Raw genomic sequence first — 19,624 nt, 5'->3', positions numbered from 1 at the left:
TGAAGACGACTGGCCGGCACTCCGGTGCAGGTGACGGGCACGGTGCTGACGACGCGCCGGGTCGACGCCTACCATGCGCTGACGGTGGTGGCGCCCGGCATAGCCGAGCGCTTCCGCCCCGGTCACTTCGTCTCCGTGGCCGTCGGCGGGGCCCACACGTCTATGGTGACGCGCCGCGCGTTCTCCATCCACGACGTCAAGTCCGACTACGGCGGCACGGTCGAGCTCGTCTTCACCGCCGGCGGGCGCGGCACGGGCTGGCTGGCCGAGCGGCGCGCCCGCGACACGCTCGACCTGGTCGGGCCGCTCGGCCGCCCCTTTCCGCTGCCGCGCGACCCCGTGCACTGTGTCCTGGTCGGCTCCGAGTACGGCTCCGCCGTGCTCTTCCCGCTGGCCGACGCGCTGCTGGCGCGGGGCTGCCGGGTGGACTTCGTGCTGGGCGGGGCCGGGGCCGAGCGGGTCTTCGGCGCCATGCGCGCCCGCAGGATCGCCGAGACCACCACGCTGACCACCGAGGACGGCTCGCTCGGCCTGCGCGGCAAGGTCACCGACGCCCTGCCGTCGGTGATCGCCGACACGCGGGCGGACGCCGTCTATGCGTGCGCGCCCATGGAGACGCTGCGGGCCGTGACGGCGGTGGGGATGGAGTTCGACATTCCGGTGCAGGTGGCGGTCGAGGAGCAGATGGCCTGTGGCATCGGGGTGTGCATGACGTGCGTGATCCCGGTCATCGGGGACGACGGGGCCACCAGGATGGTCCGGGCGTGCGCTGAGGGGCCGGTGTTCCGGGGGGAGCGGGTGCGGTTCGAGGACGTGGGAACGATCCCGTTCGACGCGCTCGGCGCCCCCGGAGGCGGTGCACGACATGTCGGTTGATATGCGGACATTTCTGGCGCATGTGGAGCTGGCGAACCCGATCACCACGGCCGCCGGGTGCGCCTCCTCCGGGCGGGAACTCGCCCAGTTCTTCGACCTGCACCGGCTCGGGGCGCTCACCACCCGCTCGATCACCATGGCGCCGCGCGCCGGCCGGCCCACGCCGCGCATGGCCGAGACGCCGTCGGGCATGCTCAACGCCGTGGGGCTGCAGGGACCGGGCATCGAGGTGTTCCTGGAGCGGGAGCTGCCCTGGCTGGCCCAGCGGGGGATCAAGACCATCGTCTCCATCGGCGGCGGCACCGTCGCCGAATACTCCGAGCTGGCCCGCAGGCTCGCCGACGCGCCCGGGGTGACCGCGCTGGAGGTCAATCTCTCCTGCCCGAACATGGAGGACCGCGGCCGGGTCTTCGCCCGCGAGGGCAGCTCGGCGGCTGAGGTGATCGCCTCCGTGCGGTCCATCATGCGCTACGACGTGCCGGTCGTGGCCAAGCTCGCGCCCGACGTGGCCGACATCGTCGCGGTGGCGCGGGCCTGCGTGGACGCCGGCGCGGACGCCCTTTCCATGATCAACAATCCGCTGGGCATGGCCATCGACACCGAGACGCTGCGGCCCTCGCTCGCCGCCGTCACCGGCGGGCTGTCCGGGCCCGCCGTCCTGCCGCTGGCCGTCCGGTGCGTGTGGCAGGTCCACGCCGCGCTGCCCGGGGTGCCGCTGATCGGCATCGGCGGCGTGATGAGCGGCAGGGACGCCTTCCAGCTCGTGCTGGCGGGCGCCTGCGTGGTCGGTGTGGGCACCGCGTTGTTCCACGACCCGTATGCGTGCCTGCGCATCGAACGCGAGCTGGAGGACCTTCTGAGGGCTCGCGGGCTCCAGCGGCTCGCCGACGCCGTGGGGCTGGCCCACCGGCCGCCGGGGAGCGCTCCCCGGCACCTGCTCGTCGACACCGAGGAGAGCACCTCTTGACTCCCGCACCCATCGCCGTCGCCCTCGACGCTCCTGACCTGGAGACCGCCGCCCACTGGGCGGCCCTCGTGACACCCCATGTCAGCACGGTGAAGGTAGGCCTGGAGCTCTACCTGCGCTACGGCCCCGACGTGATCGCCTCCGTGCGGGGCGCCAGCGGCGTGCAGGTGTTCCTCGACCTCAAGCTGCACGACATCCCGAACACCGTCGCCGGCGCCGCCCGCGCCGTCGCCAGGCTGCGGCCGTCGATCCTCACGGTCCACGCGGCCGGCGGACCCGCCATGATCCGGGCCGCCGTGGAATCCGCGCCCAACACCAAGATCGCCGCAGTGACGATCCTGACCTCGCTCACCGAGGCCGACCTGGGCCGCATCGGGCTCCTCGGCCCCGCCGACGACGCGGTGCGCCGCCTGGCCACCCTGTCGGTGGAGGCGGGCGCCACGGCGCTCGTGTGCTCGCCCAACGAGGTGTCGGCGGTGCGGGCCGAGGTGGGGGGCGGCATCACGCTCATCACGCCCGGCGTGCGGCCCGCGGGGGCGGCCACGCAGGACCAGATGCGGGTGGCCACGCCTGAGCGGGCACTGGCGGACGGCGCCGACCTGCTCGTCATCGGCCGCCCCATCACGGGCTCCCCGGACCCGGGCGCCACGGCCGCCGCCATCGCCGCCTCCCTCCGCCGAGCGTCCTGACCCGGCGCCTGACCCGGCACCGGCTTCGTCCGCATCAGCCGGACGCGGTCCGGGCGTTGTGCGTGCCTCTGGGTGCCGGGCGCGACCGGGCCTCGCCGGGCGCGTCGATCCTTCCCGCGGCAAGCGGTGTTCCGCGCCTTGGAGGCGCGGTCGTCGCCTGCCGGGGTTCGTCGGCGGGGTGCCGGCCGTACTCGGCAGAAGATCTTTTACGGCAAGCCACCTTGCCCGCACGCGCCGTACCCCGTTGCCGTCTGTCATGGCCGGTCGTGAAGGCTCACGCGGTGCTCGCCGTGACGAACGCGTCCTTGACCGACGCCGTGGTGAGGTGACAAGGCGTCGCGGGGTCGCCACGGGCCCCGCGTGCAAGATCATAGCGGGTCTGGAAGGCAAGATCCACATGCATCGTACGCATGCCTTGATCGATATTTCGGGCCTGGTCCGGGGTGGGTTTCGGACATCGGGCGATGGCTGGAATGCGATCATCGTTGCGTTTCGCGACATCGTCGCGCGCCGACGCCTGAACCCGGAAGTGAGGGCGATTTGATCGGCACTGTGTGATTTTGCGATCGCGCAGAGTGATGAAGTGGATTTTGTGGGCAGAGAAACCGCGCTTGACGTTGCTTAGGGGGCGATGACCAGCTAGTTTCCCTTCCCGTCCGAGTACATCGACAGAAATTCGAGGTGACCCGGCGTGGCTCTTCCTCCCCTGACCCCTGAGCAGCGCGCCGCAGCCCTGGAGAAGGCTGCCAAGGCCCGTAAAGAGCGTGCCGAGGTCAAGAACCGGCTCAAGCATGGCGCGGTTTCTCTGGCTGAGGTGCTCAAGGATGGGCAGACCGACGACGTCATCGGCAAGATGAAGGTGTCGGCTTTGTTGGAATCGCTCCCCGGCGTGGGCAAGGTCCGCGCCAAGCAACTCATGGAGCGGCTTGCCATTGCCGAGTCCCGCCGCGTGCGGGGGCTCGGTGCGAACCAGAGGGCCTCCCTCGAGCGCGAGTTCGGTGGCAACGAGAGCTAATCTCTGTTCCACACGAAAGCGCAGGTTCATTGGGGGTAGGAAGTGACCGACAGGTCCTGGTCCGGCGAGGTCAGTGCCCACGAGGCGATCGGACCGGGGATGGAGGTCGGATTCCTGCCCATGAGCGAACGGCGGCTGACGGTCCTTTCAGGGCCGTCCGGCGTCGGCAAGTCCACGGTCGTCGCCGAGCTCCGGCGGGCACACCCTGAGGTGTGGCTGTCGGTCTCGGTGACCACCAGGAGGCCCCGGCCCGGTGAGGTCAACGGGGTCCACTACTTCTTCGTCGACGGCGAGGAGTTCGACCGGCTGGTGGAGGCCGGCGAGCTGCTCGAGTGGGCGGAGTTCGCGGGCAACCGCTATGGCACACCGCGCGAGGCCGTGCTGAAGAAGCTCGCCGAGGGCGTGCCCACCGTCCTCGAGATCGACCTCGAGGGCGCCAGGCAGGTGCGCAGGACGATGCCGGACGCGCTGCTGGTGTTCCTGGCCCCGCCCTCCTGGGAGGAGCTGGAGAAGCGGCTGCGCGGGCGCGGCACCGAGCCCGAGGACGTCATCGCGCGGCGCCTGGAGGCAGGGCGGATCGAGATGGCGGCCGAATCGGAGTTCGACCTGACGCTGATCAACACGAGCGTCCAGGATGTGTGCCGCCGGCTGATAGCCTTGATGACTGACCCTCAGGGGGTCACGACAACCACCAAACGAGAGGTCTGACCATCGTGGCAGGCACCACCGCGGCGCCGGAGGGCATCACCAACCCGCCGATCGACGCGCTGCTCGACATCGTCGACAGCAAATACTCCCTGGTGATCATGGGCGCCAAGCGCGCCCGTCAGATCAACGCCTACTACTCCCAGCTCGGCGAGGGTCTGCTGGAATACGTCGGCCCGCTGGTCGAGACGCACGCCCAGGAGAAGCCGCTGTCCATCGCCCTGCGCGAGGTCTCCGAGGGCCTGCTCAACGCCGAGCCCATCGAAGGCGCGGTCTGACCCCTTCGATGAAGGTCGTCCTGGGCGTCAGCGGCGGCATCGCCGCCTACAAGGCGTGTGAGCTGCTGCGCCTGTTCACCGAGTCCGGGCACGAGGTGCGGGTCGTCCCGACCCGCGAGGCCCTCAAGTTCGTGGGCGCGCCCACCTGGGCCGCCCTGTCGGGCAACCCCGTGTCGGCCGAGGTGTGGGACGACGTTCACGAGGTGCCCCACGTGCGGATCGGCAAGCAGGCCGACCTCGTCGTGGTGGCGCCCGCGACCGCCGACGTGCTGGCCAAGGCCGCGCACGGGCTGGCCGGCGACCTGCTGACAAACACGTTGCTGACCGCGACGTGCCCGGTCGTGTTCGCGCCCGCGATGCACACCGAGATGTGGCAGCACCCCGCCACCCGCGCCAACGTCGCGACGCTGCGCGAGCGCGGCGCCATCGTGATCGATCCGGCCGTCGGACGGCTCACCGGCGCCGACACGGGACCCGGCCGCCTGCCCGACCCGGCCGAGATCTTCCAGGTCTGCCTGCGCGTGCTGCGCGGCCGGCCGCGTGACCTGGCCGGGCGCAAGATCGTGGTGTCCGCCGGCGGCACCCGCGAGGCGATCGACCCCGTCCGCTACCTCGGCAACCGTTCCTCCGGCCTGCAGGGATACGCGCTGGCCCGCACGGCGCTCGCGCGAGGCGCCGAGGTGAGGCTCGTGGCCGCGAACGTCGCGCTGCCCGATCCGGCCGGGGCCACCGTGGTGCGGGTGGAGTCGGCGGCCCAGATGCGTGAGGCGGTGCTGGCCGCCTCCGACGACGCCGACGTCGTGGTGATGGCCGCGGCCGTGGCCGACTTCCGGCCGGCGGCGCGGCACGAGGCGAAGATCAAGAAGACGGACGCGGAGCCGGAGCCCATCCGCCTGGTCAAGAACCCCGACATCCTGGCCGAGCTGGGCCGGCGCCGCCAGGCGCGGGACGCCGCCCTCCGGGCGGGGGAGGCGGACGGGGCGGCGCTCGGTGGTGGCCGCCCGCACTCGGGCGGCAGCGTCCGTACCGAGCTCGGGCCGGGGTCCGGGGCATACCCGCTGGTGATCGTCGGGTTCGCGGCCGAGACGCACGACGTGCTCGCCAACGGGCAGGCCAAGCTGGCGCGCAAAGGCTGTGACCTGCTGGTCGTCAACCGCGTGGGGGAAGGGCTGGCCTTCGGCACCCCCGACAACGCGGCCACCGTGCTCGTCGCGGGAGCAGAGCCGGTCGAGGTGCCGCTCGGGCCCAAGGAGGACGTCGCCGACGCCGTCTGGGATCTGGTCGCCGCACGCCTCGGCTGAGCGCGGACGGCATGCGACGCATATGGCGTAGATCGTACAAATAGTGCAAGACCGATTACCCGATCAGATGTTGCAACACCCCCGGACGCCTGCGGATACTTGGCTGGAAGGGGGACAGAATGCCGGTGGGTTCCGCTGTCAGGGATCGTTGTAGGACATTGCTCGGGGACCAAGGGGAGATCCAGTACGTCTTCCCGGCTTTAGCCTCAAGTGCGGCGGGCACGGGGCATTTCCTGATTGTGGTCACGGACGCGTCCATAGCGGTGCTGGCCACCAGAACGCTCAAGAGCGACCGGCCGGTGTCGGTGTTCGCGGAGTACCCCCGGCACACCAGGCTCGGTCCTATCCTGCCTGGGCCGATCATCGAGCTGGGCTCGGTGGCGTTCGAGTTCGACGAGGAGTACGCGGCGGTGGTCTCGGCCGCCGACGCGGAGGCCTTTGCCCCGGAGACCCTGCCTCCCGATCCTCTGCCCGACCTGTGATCGGGGAGAAAGATAGTGTCGGTTTCACGACCCGGCACCGGGTAGGGCTAGACTTCGGCGAAGCCCTGGCATGTGTCTCTGTGTCCGGGGCCTTGAATTCGTCAGCAGCCGCTGCATGAGGAGCCACTGAGTTGTCACGTCGCCTGTTCACCTCCGAGTCGGTCACTGAGGGCCACCCGGACAAGATCGCCGACCAGATCAGTGACGCGATTCTCGACGCCATGCTCAAGGATGACCCCAAGAGCCGGGTCGCCGTCGAGACGATGATCACTACCGGCCAGGTTCACGTCGCAGGCGAGGTCACGACTGAGACCTACGTCGACATCCCCGGCGTCATCCGGGAGAAGATCCTGGAGATCGGCTACGACGCCTCCTACAAGGGCTTCGACGGCGCCTCGTGCGGCGTGTCGGTGTCCATCGGCGCCCAGTCGCCGGACATCGCCCAGGGCGTCGACGACGCCTACGAGCACCGCGTGGACGGCGATATCGACGAGCTCGACCGGCAGGGCGCGGGCGACCAGGGCCTGATGTTCGGCTACGCCTGCCGCGAGACCCCCGAGCTGATGCCGCTGCCGATCACGCTGGCCCACCGGCTTGCGCAGCGGCTGTCGCAGGTGCGCAAGTCCGGCACGGTGCCTTACCTGCGTCCGGACGGCAAGACGCAGGTCACGATCGAATACGACGGTGACCTGCCGGTGCGCCTGGACACCGTGGTCGTCTCTACGCAGCACGCGGCGGAGATCGACCTCAAGGAGATGCTGACGCCGGACATCAAGGAGCACGTGGTCGATCCGGTGCTCGCAGACCTCGACCTCGACACCGATGGCTATCGGTTGCTGGTCAACCCGACCGGCCGCTTCGAGATCGGCGGGCCGATGGGTGACGCGGGGCTGACCGGCCGCAAGATCATCATCGACACCTATGGCGGCATGGCCCGGCATGGTGGCGGTGCCTTCTCCGGCAAGGACCCGTCCAAGGTGGACCGTTCGGCGGCGTACGCGATGCGCTGGGTCGCCAAGAACGTCGTGGCCGCCGGTCTGGCCGACCGGTGCGAGGTGCAGGTGGCGTACGCGATCGGCAAGGCTCAGCCGGTCGGCCTGTTCGTGGAGTGCTTCGGCACCGAGAAACTGCCGGTGGAGAAGATCCAGGCCGCCGTGCTGCAGGTGTTCGACCTGCGGCCGGCCGCGATCATCCGGGACCTGGACCTGCTGCGGCCGATCTACTCCGAGACCGCCGCCTACGGGCACTTCGGCCGTGAGGGCTTCTCCTGGGAGTCCACCGATCGTGCCGAGGCCCTGCGGACCGCCGCCGGCCTCTGACAACCTCCCTTCCGTCTGTCGCCCAGAGGCGTCGCCTTCGCATGATGGGACGCCTCTGGGCTTTGCCGGTGTGATCGCGGGTCGGCCGGCCCGTTCAGCGGTGTCCCGGGGCTTGTGGGTGCCTGGGATATGCCGCTGTGGCAGCCGGTTGGCCGGGGGTTTTCCGGGACTTCCCGACATCGGTGCGTTGCGGCTTCGTGCTGTGCGGCTCGGGGCGAACGTCCGGCGACGGCCAGGTGGTCGGCGAGGGTAGCCGGTTCCTGACGGCCGGGTGGTCGGCGAGTGGCGGGTTCCTGGCGACCGGGTGGTCGGCGAGGGGCAGGTGGGCGGGGCGGTGTGGGATGCCCGGGCGCGAAGTCCGGGCGTTCCGGGTGAGTGGCGTCTGGTAGACGTTAGTCGTGACCGACTCCGACGACGCCCTTCTGCCGCTCGACGCCGTGCGGCCCCCAGCGTCGTCGAAGGACACCAAGGGCGCCGTCGTCCCCGCTCCCGAGCGGCCGGTGGCCAGGGTGGCCGTGGACAACCCCCTGCCGCACCTCGACCGCCCCTTCGACTATCTGATCCCCGCCTCCATGCACGAGACGGCACAGCCGGGCGTGCGGGTGCGGGTGCGGTTCGCGGGCAAGCTGGCCGATGGGTTCCTGCTGGAGCGGATCGAGGAAAGCGAGCATGAGGGCCGGCTGACGCCGCTCGAACGCGTGGTCTCCCCGGAGCGGGTGCTGACGCCGGAGATCGCCGGGCTGGCCAGAGCGGTCGCCGACCGGTACGCAGGCACCCTCATCGACGTGCTGCGGCTCGCCATCCCGCCGCGCCACGCCAGGGCCGAGGGCGAGACGCCCAAGCCGGACACGCGGGCCGCCTGGGAGGACGCCGCCCCCCGGCCGGCCGTGTCGGCGCAGGGCGGGAGCGCCTGGGATGCGTACCCGAGCGGCCCTTCGTTCCTGGACGCTCTCCACAAGGGGCGCGCGCCCCGGGCCGTGTGGTCGGCCCTGCCCGGCGCCACGGGGTGGGCCGGCGCGACGGCCGAGGCGGTGCGGGCGACGCTGGACGGCGGCAGGGGAGCCGTCGTCGTCGTCCCCGACGGCAAGGACGTGGCGCTGGCCGACGGCGAGTTCGCACGGGTGCTCGGCCCCGGCAGCCACGTGGCGCTCACCGCCGACCTGGGTCCCGCCGAGCGCTACAGGCGGTGGCTGAAGGTGCTGAGGGGCGAGGTACGCGCCGTCGTCGGCACCCGCGCCGCCATGTTCGCCCCCGTCGCCGAGCTCGGCCTGGTGGCCATCTGGGACGACGGCGACGACCTGCACGCCGAGCGCCTGGCCCCCTACCCGCACGCCCGGGAGGTCCTCGGCCTCAGAGCCCACAGGACCGGCGCGGCGATGCTGATCGGCGGATACGCCCGCACGGCCGAGGCCACGCAGCTCATCGCCAGTCGCTGGGCCAAGCCCATCGTGGCGGCCCGCACGACGATCAGGAGCCTCGCCCCACGAGTGCGGCCCGCGGGAGAGGACGCCGAGCTCGCCAAGGACCAGGCCGCCCGCCTGGCCAGGCTGCCCAGCCTCGCATGGCGGGCCTTGCGCCAGGGCCTGGAGAACGGGCCCGTCCTGGTCCAGGTCCCGAGGCGCGGCTATCTGCCCGCCCTCGCCTGCCGCCACTGCCGCGCCCCCGCTCGCTGCACCCTTCCGCCCACCCGCATGGCCCCGGGCCTCCTGGCGGCGGCCGTCCCGCTCGGCGGCGGTGCCGGCGCGGGCTCCCCGACGCTGCTCCCGCTGGTCGGGCCCTCGGGCGGTCTTACGCTGGACGTTCCCCTGGCGCTGCGGGTGAATCCCGCTCCCACAGGAGGCCGGGGCGGCCAGGAGCCGTCGCGCCTTCCACCCGCGCAGGCGCCTCAAGGCGGGCCGGGCACCCGGCCCCCGGCAGGGCCGGGCGTTCCGGAGTCCCGAGGACGGCTGGGCGGCTCAGGGACCCCGGGAAGGCCGGACGAGCCGGCGGCCCTCCCAGGGACGGACGGCTCGGCGTCCCAGGCCGGCCGCGATGCACCGGCGGCTCCCGACGGGCCAGGAGGTTCGGCGTTCCGAGAAGGGGCGGCTGGACAGGTGGCTCCGGGAGGTTCGGCGTTCCGAGAAGGGGCGGCTGGACAGGTGGCTCCGGGAGGTCCGGCATCCCGGCGAGGGGCGGGTGGGCCAGCGGCTCCGGGAGGTCCGGCGTCCCGGGAAGACGTGGGTGGCCCGGCGGCTCCGGGAGGTCCGGCGTCCCGGGAAGACGCGGGTGGCCCGATGCACCTGGGCGGGGCCGGTGGGGCGGCGTCCCTGGGAGAGGCGGGCGCGCCGGAGTCCCTAGGCGGGTCGGGCGCGGCGAGGCCGCTAGGTGGCGGCTCGGCGTCCATGGGGCCGTTGGGCGAGGGCGTGGCGTCCATGGGAGAGCATGCCGAGCCGGCGGCGTTCTGTCACGGGCCGCTCGCGCTGAGAGGCGGCCACGCAGCCCCCTACTGCCGTTGGTGCGGGCGCGTGGACGCCGACTGGCGGTGCCCCTCCTGCGGCAGCCCGCGCCTGCGCGCCGTGGTCGTCGGCGCCCGGCGCACGGCTGAGGAGCTGGGCAGAGCCTTCCCTTCGGTCCAGGTGCGCACGTCCGGCCGCGACGGCGTGCTGGCCTCCGTGCCCGCCACCAGAGCCCTGGTCGTCGCCACGCCCGGCGCCGAACCCGTGGCAGAAGGCGGCTACGCGGCCGCCGTGCTGCTCGATGGGTGGGCCCTGCTGGGCCGGGCCGACCTGCGGGCCGGCGAGGAGGCCGTGCGCCGCTGGATGAACGCCGCCGCGCTGCTCCGCCCCGCCGCCGAACTGGTGGTGCTGGCGGACGCCGCACTGCCCGCCGTACAGGCCCTGCTGCGGTGGGACCCCGTCACCCACGCCGAGCGCGAGCTGGCCGACCGCGCCGAGCTGGGCTTCCCGCCCGCGGTCAGGATGGCGACGCTCACCGGCGCGGCGAGCGCGGTCAGGCAGATGCTCGACGAGGTACGCCTCCCGGCCGACGCCCAGGTGCTCGGCCCCGTCCCCGTCGACGACGCCGGCCAGGAACGCGCCATGATCCGCGTGCGCAGGAACGGCGGCGCCGCGCTGGCCGCCGCGCTGAAAGGGGCCAGCGGCGTACGCGCGGCGCGCAAAACACCAGATGTCGTGAGGGTGAGTGTCGACCCCCTCGACCTGATTTAAACCATTTCCCCGATTCGCTCATCTGGAGACCAGCCGTTAGCGTGCCCATGTGTCGATCGAATGGGTGAACCAGGCCATCGACGATCTGCGTGCCTGGGGCCGCGCGCGGAATGTCGAGGTCGATGCGGACGAGGTCCGCCTGCTCTGCGACTACGCCAGCGACTACCTCAACGTCAACGAACTCGGCGATTTCACTCCGGAAACCTTCGACGAGCTGCTGCTATCCATTTACCCGCGCAAGGTCATCACGCCTCCGGAGAGCGCGTCGGAGACCATCGCCGCCGCCCGTACCCTCGTCGGCTACCTGAGCGAGGCAGGCACGGTGCCCGAGGAACTCGCGGCACGGATGCGCGAGCGGCTCGACGACATCGAGCCGCGCATGTCCGAGGCGCTCGCCGATCCCGCCAACTTCGGCATGGCCAAGAGCCTGTTCAGCTCCATCGGCCCGGAGTCGCTCGAGCAGTCGATCGCCATCCCGTCCGGCGAGCTGCCCGACCTCGGCGGCGATCTGGACGCGCCCTGCGACTGCCCGGGCTGCGCGCCGCTGCCGCCTGCCAGGCTGGCCTCGCCGGAGGAGCTCCTCGCCGCCCTCAGGACCGTGCCAATGCTGCGGGAGCGGCCGCTGCCGCGCACCGGCGAGCCGCTGCGCGAATGGGCCGAGGCCGTCGCCCGCATCCTCGACCGCGACACGCGCGGCGAGATCACCGGCAGCACCGAGGTCGACGAGGGTCTCTACGATCTGTTCGACATGCTCTACCGGCTCCAGGTGCGCGTGCCCGTCACCGTGATCGGCGACTACCTCGACGAGATCGCCGGCGAAGGCGAGCTCGACCTGGCCGCCGTGCTCGACCGGCTGGCCTGGTGCGGCATGATCAAGGTCGCGGGCGACGAGACCGAGCTCACCCCGCTCGCCGTCTGGGCACTGCGCGAGCACTACCTGTCGCTCGGCCTGGACGCCCCCGAAGCCCCGGACCTCGCCGCCGCCGACGCGCTCGCCCTCATCGAGAGTCTGCTCGAAGGCGTGCCCGCCGAGCTCGCCGAGGGCGACATCAGCCGCTGGCTGACCGGCAGGACGGCCGGCGAGGCCGCCGGCGAGCTGCTGGCCGCCGCCTCCGGCGCGCCCGCTGTGGCCCGCGGCATCGCGATCACCATCGTCGACCGGCTCGGCGCGGAAGCCGAGCCCCAGGTCCGCGACTACCTCGACGACCAGGAGCTGCGGCCGCACGTCATCCACTGGCTGGCCGCCCGCGGCCTGTCCGCCCCGCAGCTCACCCAGGAGGAGCTGCTCTGGGTCAGCGTCGACATGCTCGCCCTGGCCATGCCGGCGGCCGAAGAGGACCCCGAGATCTTCGCCGAGAACATGGCCGCCTCCGGCCCGCCCGCCCATATGATCGAGGAGATGTGGCGGGTCGACCACCCCGACATCGTCGAGGTCCTGGAGCTGCTCGGACGCTCCATCCCCGACGGCACGGTCGCCAAGGCGGCACGCAAGGCCGCGTTCAAAGCCCGCTCCCGTGCCATCCGTTGAGTACGCCCCTGTGACTCCTGTGCAGTAAGTTTCGTGAGTGGCCAACAACGTCTTCGACCTCTCCGAGCTGCGCAAGCTGATCGATGAGCAGGCCGCTGTGCCGCCACAGCCGGCCGAGGAGCCTACCGCGGGGGAGCACGAGGCGCTGACCTTTCCGCCGGTCCTGCTGGCCCCCGACGCCGAGCTGGCCGCGACGGTGCCCACGGTGCCGCTCGTGGCCGACGCCATCAGGCTCACCACATGGACGGGCGCCCGCGAGGTGAGCGCCGACGGGCATCTCCGCGAGGCCGACGCGGCGGCCGCCGCCGATGAGCTCGCTCTGCCCGCCGTCCGGCTCAGGCTCGTCTGGATCGTCGCCGTCAACACCGGGCTGCTGCGGATCGCCGGCGGCCGGGCCTCCCGCGGGCCGCTGTCGACGCAGCTCACGGCCGAGGCGATGCTGGAGTTCTGGGACGGCGTCGTCATGGACGTGCTCGACCGCGCCGATGAGGGCCTGACCGGCTCGGCCGTGGTCGACGGCCACCTGGCCGAGATGCTCGCCACGATCTACTCCGTGCGCTCCGGCGTGGCCACCGCCAACCTCGCCAGGGGCATCCTGCAATCGCACGAGGTCGCCTGCGCGCCCGGGCCCGTCGAGATGCGCAGGATCGCCGCCGCGCTGCCCGCCGAGCTGCTCGAGGCGCTGTCGCTGCTGACCTACTGCGGCCTGGTCGAGCAGACCGCCGCGGGCCGCACCGCGCTCACCCCTCTCGGGGTCTGGGCCATCCGCCGCGATCTGCTGCGCGAAGGGCACGACGCGCCGACCACGGAGGAGGTGGAGGTGTTCGCCGACCTGTCGGCGGCCGAGCTGGTCGAGGCGCTCGTCAAGGGCTCGGCCACGCAGAGCGCCGTCGCCGGCTGGCTGGAGCGCCGCCCGCCGGAGTCCGCCGCCCGCGACCTGATCGAGATCGCCGCGTCCGGCACGGCCGGCCAGCGCGGCGCGGTCGGCGCGATCCTGGAGGAGCTGGGCCCGGAGGCCCAGGCGCCGGTCAGGCAGGCGCTCGACCACCCGATGACGCGCCGCTACGCCGCTTCCTGGCTGCACATCCGCGACCTGGAGGCGCCGCCGCTCAGCTCTGAGGATCACACGTGGATCGCGGTCGACTCCCTGGCCGCCCTCATGCACCTGTCCGGTCCCGTCGCGGGCCGGCTCGACCCGCCGGAGCCGGGAGAGGACCTGATCAAGCTCGTCGCCGCGATGCCCGGGGTCGGTCACCCCGACACGATCGCCGTGCTCGACATGCTGGCCGCCGCCCATGACGATCAGGCGGTGGTCAAGGCGGCCCGCAAAGCCGCGATGAAGGCCCGGTCGCTCGAGCACACTAAACTGGGTTGATCCACGTGCGAGAAACGGAGTGACCCCTTGGCGATCCAGTCGATCCGGCTGTTCGGAGACCCGGTGCTGCGCACCCCGGCGGCCCCGGTCGTCGACTTCGACAAGGAGCTCCGCAAGCTGGTCAAAGACCTCACCGACACGATGATGGACGCGCCCGGCGCGGGCCTCGCGGCCCCGCAGATCGGCGTCGGCCTGCGGGTGTTCACTTACTACGTGGACGAGCAGCTCGGCCACCTGATCAACCCCGACCTCGACCTGTCGTCCGAGCTCGACGAGGAAGGCGAGGAAGGCTGCCTGTCCTTCCCCGGCCTGTCGTTCCCGACGCCGCGCGCGATCCGCGCCGTCGCCAAGGGCTTCGACATGCACGGGGAGCCCGTCGTGCTGGAGGGCACCGACCTCATGGCCCGCTGCTTCCAGCACGAGACCGACCACCTCGACGGCATCCTGTTCATCGACCGTATGGACCCCAAGCAGCGCAAGCTGGCCATGAAGGCGGTCCGCGAGGCCGAGTGGAGCGGCCTGTCCGCCCCCGTGGTCAAATACTCGCCGCACGCGACCGGCGGAAAGGCGCTCTGAGAGCATGCGTCTGGTCTTCGCGGGCACACCGGAGACGGCCTTGCCGTCGCTGCGCACCTTGATCGACTCGCCGCGGCATGAGGTGGTGGCCGTCGTCACCCGCCCCGACGCACAGTCAGGGCGGGGACGCAAGGTCCACCCGTCGCCGGTGGCCGCGCTCGCCGAGGAGGCGGGCATCGAGGTGCTGCGCCCGCTGAAGGCCGGTGACCCGGTCTTCCTCGACCGGCTGCGCACGCTGGAGCCCGACTGCTGCCCGGTGGTGGCGTACGGGGCGCTGCTGCCGCAGTCGGCGCTCGACGTGCCCCGCCACGGGTGGATCAACCTGCACTTCTCGATCCTGCCCGCCTGGCGCGGCGCCGCGCCCGTCCAGCACGCGATCCTGCACGGTGACGAGATCACCGGCGCGACCACGTTCCAGATCGTCAAGGAGCTGGACGCCGGGCCCGTCTACGGTGTCGTCACCGAGGAGATCCGCACCACCGACACCAGCGGGACGCTGCTGGAGCGCCTGTCCGTCTCCGGGGCGGGGCTGCTCGCGGCCACCCTCGACGGCGTCGAGGACGGCGCCCTGGAGGCACGGCCGCAGCCGGCGGACGGTGTGACCATCGCTTCCAAGATCAACGTGGACGATGCCCGGGTGGACTGGGCCAAGCCCGCCATGCACGTGGACCGGCTGATCCGGGCCTGCGCACCCAACCCCGGCGCGTGGAGCGAGTTCAGGGGCCATCGGATCAAGCTGGGCCCGGTCGTGCCGGTTCCCGGTGAGCGGCTGGCGCCCGGTGAGGTCGCCGTCACCAAGACGACCGTGCTGGTCGGGACCGCCACCGAAGCCGTGCGGCTGGGTGAGGTGCAGCCGCAGGGCAAGCGGCTGATGGGGGCCGTGGAGTGGGCTCGGGGAGTCCGCCCGGAGGGCAAAGAGACCTTTGAGTGACCCGATCGGGGAAGTCTGACGCTATGAGGACCAGAGGCGCGGCCGGCGGTGCGGGCCGGGATGCGGCCGGCGGCCGAGGCGCAGGCGGCGGTGCGGCCGGCGGCCGAGGTGCGGGCGGCGGTGCGGGCCGAGGCGCGGGCGGTGGCGGAGGACGTTCGCGTGGGCCGAGCAGGCCGCCGCGCGATCCCGCCCGCAACGCCGCCTTCGACGTTGTGCGCGCCGTCGACGAACGCGACGCCTACGCCAACCTGCTGCTCCCTCGACTCCTCCGCGACCGCGGTATCAAGGGCCGTGACGCCGCGCTGGCCACCGAGCTCGCCTACGGGACGCTGCGCGGCCTCGGCACCTACGACGCGATCATCGAGCTGTGCAGCGACCGCACGCCCGACCCCGACGTACGCGACGCCCTGCGGCTCGGCGCCCACCAGCTCCTGCGCATGCGCGTGCCACCGCACGCGGCCGTCGGCACCACCGTCGACCTCGTACGCTTGCGCGTCGGCCCCGGCGCGGCCAAGTTCGCCAACGCCGTCCTGCGCAAGATCGCATCCAGGGCGCTCGAGGACTGGCTGCCCATCGTCGCGCCGGACCCGGCCGTCGACCCCGTCGGCCACCTCGCCGTCTCCTACGGCCATCCACGGTGGATCGTCACGGCCTTCCGCGACGCGCTCGGCGGGGACGGCGAGCTGGCCGACCTGCTCGACGCCGACAACGCCCGGCCGCTGGTGACGCTGGTCGCACGGCCCGGGCGCAGCTCGGTCAAGGAGCTCCAGGACGCGGGCGCCACCCCGGGGCGCTACTCCCCCTACGCCGCCTACCTGCCCGAAGGCGATCCCGGGCGGATCGAGGCCGTGGCCGGGACGCGTGCCGCCGTGCAGGACGAGGCCAGCCAGCTGGTGGCGCTCGCCCTGACCCGGGTGCAGGTCGAGCGCGAGGGCGAGGAGCTGTGGCTCGACATGTGCGCCGGGCCCGGCGGCAAGGCAGGGCTGCTCGACGCCATCGCCACCCACGGCGATCCGTCCGGGTTCCAGGGCGGTGCCCGGCTGCTCGCCGCCGACGTGCAATACCACCGGGCCCGGCTGGTCTGGCAGACCACCCGGCACGCGTCGGTGGTGACGGCGGACGGGACGGAGCCAGCGTGGCGGCCGGGCGTGTTCGACCGGGTCATGCTCGACGCGCCGTGCACCGGGCTGGGAGCGCTGCGGCGGCGGCCCGAGGCGCGGTGGCGGCGCGACCCGTCCGGCATCGCCGAACTCGGCAGGCTGCAGCGGCGGCTGCTCGGCGCGGCGCTGGACGCGGCACGCCCCGGTGGGGTCGTGGCGTACGTCACCTGCTCACCGCACCTGGCCGAGACCCGGGTCGTAGTGGGGGATGTGATCGGGCGCAGGGACGACGTCGAGCAGCTCGACGCCCGGGACTACCTGTCCGAGGTGGACGGACTGGGAGACGGCCCGCACGCCCAGTTCTGGCCGCACCGGCACGGCACCGACGCCATGTTCCTGGCCATGCTCCGCAAGCGGCCCTGACGCCATGTTCCTGGCCCTGCTCCGCAAGCGGCCCTGACGACCGCCGGGACGCGGCAGCCGGTTGATGTGCCGTTCCCCCGGGCAGATGTGGTCGGATCGATGCCGTGGACTTTCTGGACGACCTTCATCGAGCGGAGCTGGAGCCGATCATCTGGCTCCAGCAGTGGCCGGACTGGGCGCGGCCGGTGCTGGAACTGGTGTCCGTGTTCGGCACGGACACGTTCTTCCTGCTGTGCCTGCCCGTCCTCTACTGGTGCGTCGATCCCAAGCTGGCGCTGCGGCTCGCCCTCACGGTCATGGTCTCCGCGGCGGCCAACGCGATCGCCAAGCTGGCACTCCACCAGCCCCGGCCGTACTGGATCGACGGCCGGGTGCGCCCGCTCTCCCTCGAAGGGGCCTTCGGGCTGCCGTCGGGACACGCCCAGAACGGCACCGCCGGCCTCGGCCGGCTGGCCGTGACCGCGGCAAGGCCGTGGGCGTGGTGGACGGCGGGCGGGCTCACGGGGCTGGTCTGCCTGAGCCGCGTCTACCTGGGAGTGCACTTCATCTCGGATGTGGTGACCGGGGTGCTGCTCGGCGCGGCCGTGCTGCTGCTCGTGCTGAAGCTGGAACGCCCGCTGACGGCGTGGTGGCGCGGGCTGGAGCTCTGGGCGCAGGTGGCGGCCTCAGCCGTGCTCTCCGGGGCGCTGATCGGCGCCGCCGCGCTGGCCAACGCCCCGTACGCCGGCTGGTCCCTGCCTGCGGCCTGGCGCTCGGCGGGTCAGATCGCGCCCGAGAGCCCGACCACGATTGTCACCATGGCGGGTGTGCTGTTCGGCACGCTGGCCGGGGCGTCGATCATGCACAGGATGGGCTGGTTCGACGCAGGCGGGCCGCTCGGCCTGCGCGCCGCCCGCTGGCTGCTCGGCACGGCCGTGGCCGTGCTCATCTGGTACGTCCAGAGCCGGCTGCTGCCCCAGAGCGGCGTGGTGACGTACGCCGGATACGCGGTGCTGGGGCTCTGGGTGCAGCTGGGTGCGCCGCTGGTGTTCATCAGGCTCGGGCTGATGTCCCGGGCGAGGCAGGCGCAGGCCGTTCACTAGACTGTGGCAAATCATGGCCGTACAGATCTCGCCCAGCATCCTCGCCGCCGACTTCGCCAGGCTCGCCGACGAGGCCGCCGCCGTGCCCAACGCCGACTGGCTGCACGTCGACGTCATGGACTACCACTTCGTGCCCAACCTCACCCTCGGGCTGCCCGTGGTCGAGGCGTTGCGCAAGGCGACCGCGACGCCGCTCGACTGCCATCTCATGATCGCTGATCCCGACCGCTGGGCGCCGCAGTACGCGGAGGCCGGGGCGGGCAGCGTGACCATCCACGCCGAGGCGGCCAGGGCCCCCATCCGCACGCTGCGCGAGATCCGCTCCCTCGGTGCGCGGGCCGGGCTCGCGCTCAACCCGGCCACCGCCGTCGAGCCCTACGAGGATCTGTTCGGCGAGATCGACATGCTGCTGCTGATGACCGTCGAGCCCGGGTTCGGCGGGCAGAAGTTCCTCGACGTGGTGCTGCCGAAGATCCGCCGCGCGCGGGCGCTCGTCCAGCGACACGGCGGCGCCATCTGGCTGCAGGTGGACGGGGGAGTGGACGCCGAGACCATCGGGCGGTGCGCCGAGGCGGGCGCCGACGTGTTCGTGGCGGGCAGCGCCGTCTACGGCGCCTCCGACCCGGTGGCCGCCATCGACGCGCTGCGTGCCGCCGCCACCCGCGCCATGGCGTGAAAACGTAGCAGTTCGTTAACATCATCCCCGAACTGGGTAACTATCCACTTATGGGCGACCATGGGATCTTCGGCCCTGGTTCGGTGACGTGGCGGGTGATGGGGGAGCCCATCCTTCTGGTGGGCGGCATCCGGGCTCTGCTCATGCAGGGGCTCCATCCGCGGGCGATGCGCGGAGTGCTGCAGAACTCCGCGCTCATGGATCCGAACGAGGCGTGGTCGCGCTTCGTGCGCACCACCGAGTTCGTCCGCGTCCGCACGTACGGGACCCGCGCCGAGGTCGAAAAGGCGGGCCGCCGGGTCCGCAAGATCCACGCCCGGCTGACCGCCTACGATCCGGACACCGGCACCACGTTCCGCCTGGACGAGCCGGAGGCGCTGCGCTGGGTGCACGTCGGCGAGGTCGACTCCTACCTGTCCGTCGCCCGGCGGGCGGGCGTGCGGCTGACCGACGACGAGGCGGACGCCTTCGTCCACGAGTGGCGGCGGGCCGCCGAGGTCGTCGGGCTGGACGGCGCGGACGTGCCCGGCTCGGTGGCCGAGCTGCACGACTACATCGAGGCCGCGCGTCCCGGGCTGCGTTTCGTACCCGAGGCCGCCCATCCGCTGCGCCTGTCGCTCAACGCGCCGCTCCCGCGCCTGCTGCTGCCGCTCAAGCCCGCCGTGCCCGCGCTGATGATCCTCGCCTTCGCCACGCTGCCGCGCTGGGCGAGGAGACTGTACGGGCTGCCCGCCACGCCTGTCGGCGACCTGTGGGCGACCGCGACGCTGCGTACCCTGCACACCGGGCTCGGACTGGTCCCCGCCCAGGTCCGCTACTCCCCGGCGGCCCGCCGCGCGCACCGGCTGACGGCGGCCTGAAGCGGACGCTTGGTTAAAACGGTGGGGGTGGTCGCGTCCGTTGTTTCGGGCATGGCACACTGATAGCGGAAGAAAGCTAGCGTGCTCCGGGGTCGGTGAAACTCCGAACCGGCGGTGATAGTCCGCGACCCGGCCGATGCCATCGGCCGGTTGACCCGGTGAAATTCCGGGACCGACGGTTAAAGTCCGGATGGGAGGTAGCGCGCGAGGTGTCCGGCATATCTGCCGGATGCCT

At 72.2% G+C, this 19,624-nt stretch carries 19 protein-coding genes and 1 riboswitch; of the genes, 18 read left to right on the top strand and 1 reads right to left on the bottom strand.

What is annotated here, in order from left to right:
* Nucleotides 1–9 precede the first annotated feature (9 nt).
* Genes OHA25_RS46175 through pyrF form a run of 3 tightly spaced genes read left to right on the top strand, consistent with a single transcriptional unit; the run spans nt 10 to nt 2,532 of the window.
* On the top strand, nt 10–876 hold the full coding sequence (locus OHA25_RS46175) for a dihydroorotate dehydrogenase electron transfer subunit (RefSeq protein WP_442942237.1): 867 nt from the start codon (nt 10–12) through the stop codon (nt 874–876).
* Complete coding sequence (locus OHA25_RS46170; RefSeq protein ID WP_305919984.1) at nt 866–1,843, top strand: dihydroorotate dehydrogenase; 978 nt, start codon at nt 866–868, stop codon at nt 1,841–1,843. The genes OHA25_RS46175 and OHA25_RS46170 overlap by 11 nt, the downstream gene beginning before the upstream one ends.
* Nucleotides 1,840–2,532 carry an orotidine-5'-phosphate decarboxylase gene (gene pyrF / locus OHA25_RS46165; RefSeq protein WP_327583198.1) on the top strand — a complete coding sequence of 231 codons (693 nt, stop codon included), beginning with the start codon at nt 1,840–1,842 and terminating at the stop codon, nt 2,530–2,532. The genes OHA25_RS46170 and pyrF overlap by 4 nt, the downstream gene beginning before the upstream one ends.
* A 274-nt stretch (nt 2,533–2,806) precedes the next feature.
* Here pyrF and OHA25_RS46160 read toward each other — a convergent pair whose 3' ends face one another.
* Entirely contained in the window at nt 2,807–2,944 is a 138-nt protein-coding gene (locus OHA25_RS46160) for a hypothetical protein (RefSeq protein ID WP_327583197.1), read from the bottom strand.
* A 279-nt stretch (nt 2,945–3,223) separates the two neighbouring features.
* Between OHA25_RS46160 and mihF the strand changes: the two genes are divergently transcribed.
* From mihF to OHA25_RS46085, 15 genes are all read left to right on the top strand, one after another.
* On the top strand, nt 3,224–3,547 hold the full coding sequence (gene mihF / locus OHA25_RS46155; RefSeq protein ID WP_020541698.1) for an integration host factor, actinobacterial type: 324 nt from the start codon (nt 3,224–3,226) through the stop codon (nt 3,545–3,547).
* A 99-nt stretch (nt 3,548–3,646) separates the two neighbouring features.
* Nucleotides 3,647–4,255 carry a guanylate kinase gene (gene gmk, locus OHA25_RS46150; RefSeq protein WP_327591144.1) on the top strand — a complete coding sequence of 203 codons (609 nt, stop codon included), beginning with the start codon at nt 3,647–3,649 and terminating at the stop codon, nt 4,253–4,255.
* A gap of 5 nt (nt 4,256–4,260) precedes the next feature.
* A complete protein-coding gene (gene rpoZ / locus OHA25_RS46145) occupies nt 4,261–4,530 on the top strand; it encodes a DNA-directed RNA polymerase subunit omega (protein ID WP_305919986.1) in 270 nt (89 codons plus the stop codon).
* Nucleotides 4,531–4,538: 8 nt separating this feature from the next.
* Nucleotides 4,539–5,831: a bifunctional phosphopantothenoylcysteine decarboxylase/phosphopantothenate--cysteine ligase CoaBC gene (coaBC, locus tag OHA25_RS46140; RefSeq protein WP_327583196.1), complete on the top strand. Its 1,293-nt coding sequence runs from the start codon at nt 4,539–4,541 to the stop codon at nt 5,829–5,831.
* A 158-nt stretch (nt 5,832–5,989) separates the two neighbouring features.
* Nucleotides 5,990–6,313: a hypothetical protein gene (locus tag OHA25_RS46135; protein WP_327583195.1), complete on the top strand. Its 324-nt coding sequence runs from the start codon at nt 5,990–5,992 to the stop codon at nt 6,311–6,313.
* Between the two features lie 131 nt (nt 6,314–6,444).
* Complete coding sequence (metK, locus tag OHA25_RS46130) at nt 6,445–7,632, top strand: methionine adenosyltransferase (protein WP_327583194.1); 1,188 nt, start codon at nt 6,445–6,447, stop codon at nt 7,630–7,632.
* A gap of 398 nt (nt 7,633–8,030) precedes the next feature.
* Nucleotides 8,031–10,838, top strand: coding sequence for a primosomal protein N' (locus tag OHA25_RS46125; protein WP_442941970.1), 2,808 nt, complete (start codon nt 8,031–8,033; stop codon nt 10,836–10,838).
* Nucleotides 10,839–10,887: 49 nt separating this feature from the next.
* Entirely contained in the window at nt 10,888–12,366 is a 1,479-nt protein-coding gene (locus OHA25_RS46120; RefSeq protein ID WP_327583193.1) for a hypothetical protein, read from the top strand.
* Between the two features lie 37 nt (nt 12,367–12,403).
* Nucleotides 12,404–13,741, top strand: a complete 1,338-nt coding sequence (locus OHA25_RS46115) for a hypothetical protein (protein WP_327583192.1) — start codon at nt 12,404–12,406, stop codon at nt 13,739–13,741.
* Nucleotides 13,742–13,768: 27 nt separating this feature from the next.
* The gene (def, locus tag OHA25_RS46110) at nt 13,769–14,317 is read left to right on the top strand and encodes a peptide deformylase (protein WP_305919992.1); all 549 of its coding nucleotides are present in this window, start codon (nt 13,769–13,771) and stop codon (nt 14,315–14,317) included.
* Between the two features lie 4 nt (nt 14,318–14,321).
* Nucleotides 14,322–15,248 (top strand): methionyl-tRNA formyltransferase, encoded by a 927-nt coding sequence (gene fmt / locus OHA25_RS46105; protein ID WP_327583191.1) that lies wholly within the window; start codon nt 14,322–14,324, stop codon nt 15,246–15,248.
* 23 nt (nt 15,249–15,271) lie between these two features.
* The gene (locus tag OHA25_RS46100; protein ID WP_327583190.1) at nt 15,272–16,771 is read left to right on the top strand and encodes an RsmB/NOP family class I SAM-dependent RNA methyltransferase; all 1,500 of its coding nucleotides are present in this window, start codon (nt 15,272–15,274) and stop codon (nt 16,769–16,771) included.
* 104 nt (nt 16,772–16,875) lie between these two features.
* Nucleotides 16,876–17,853, top strand: coding sequence for a phosphatase PAP2 family protein (locus OHA25_RS46095; protein WP_327583189.1), 978 nt, complete (start codon nt 16,876–16,878; stop codon nt 17,851–17,853).
* Nucleotides 17,854–17,866: 13 nt separating this feature from the next.
* Nucleotides 17,867–18,529: a ribulose-phosphate 3-epimerase gene (gene rpe / locus OHA25_RS46090; RefSeq protein WP_327583188.1), complete on the top strand. Its 663-nt coding sequence runs from the start codon at nt 17,867–17,869 to the stop codon at nt 18,527–18,529.
* A gap of 50 nt (nt 18,530–18,579) precedes the next feature.
* Nucleotides 18,580–19,389, top strand: coding sequence for an oxygenase MpaB family protein (locus OHA25_RS46085; RefSeq protein WP_327583187.1), 810 nt, complete (start codon nt 18,580–18,582; stop codon nt 19,387–19,389).
* 77 nt (nt 19,390–19,466) lie between these two features.
* Nucleotides 19,467–19,597, top strand: a riboswitch (FMN riboswitch).
* Nucleotides 19,598–19,624: the final 27 nt, after the last annotated feature.

This window comes from Nonomuraea sp. NBC_00507 (genome assembly GCF_036013525.1).
Classification (GTDB): domain Bacteria; phylum Actinomycetota; class Actinomycetes; order Streptosporangiales; family Streptosporangiaceae; genus Nonomuraea.
The sequence above is the reverse complement of the archived record's forward strand: the minus strand, read 5'-3'. Positions and strand labels throughout refer to the sequence as shown.

Coding starts and splice junctions, on each gene's coding strand:
- fmt (WP_327583191.1), top strand. CDS start 14,322: ATGCGTCTGGTCTTCGCGGGCACACCGGAGACGGCCTTGCCGTCGCTG.
- rpe (WP_327583188.1), top strand. CDS start 17,867: ATGGCCGTACAGATCTCGCCCAGCATCCTCGCCGCCGACTTCGCCAGG.
- OHA25_RS46160 (WP_327583197.1), bottom strand. CDS start 2,944: ATGCGTACGATGCATGTGGATCTTGCCTTCCAGACCCGCTATGATCTT.
- OHA25_RS46170 (WP_305919984.1), top strand. CDS start 866: ATGTCGGTTGATATGCGGACATTTCTGGCGCATGTGGAGCTGGCGAAC.
- OHA25_RS46100 (WP_327583190.1), top strand. CDS start 15,272: ATGAGGACCAGAGGCGCGGCCGGCGGTGCGGGCCGGGATGCGGCCGGC.
- coaBC (WP_327583196.1), top strand. CDS start 4,539: ATGAAGGTCGTCCTGGGCGTCAGCGGCGGCATCGCCGCCTACAAGGCG.
- OHA25_RS46085 (WP_327583187.1), top strand. CDS start 18,580: ATGGGCGACCATGGGATCTTCGGCCCTGGTTCGGTGACGTGGCGGGTG.
- gmk (WP_327591144.1), top strand. CDS start 3,647: ATGGAGGTCGGATTCCTGCCCATGAGCGAACGGCGGCTGACGGTCCTT.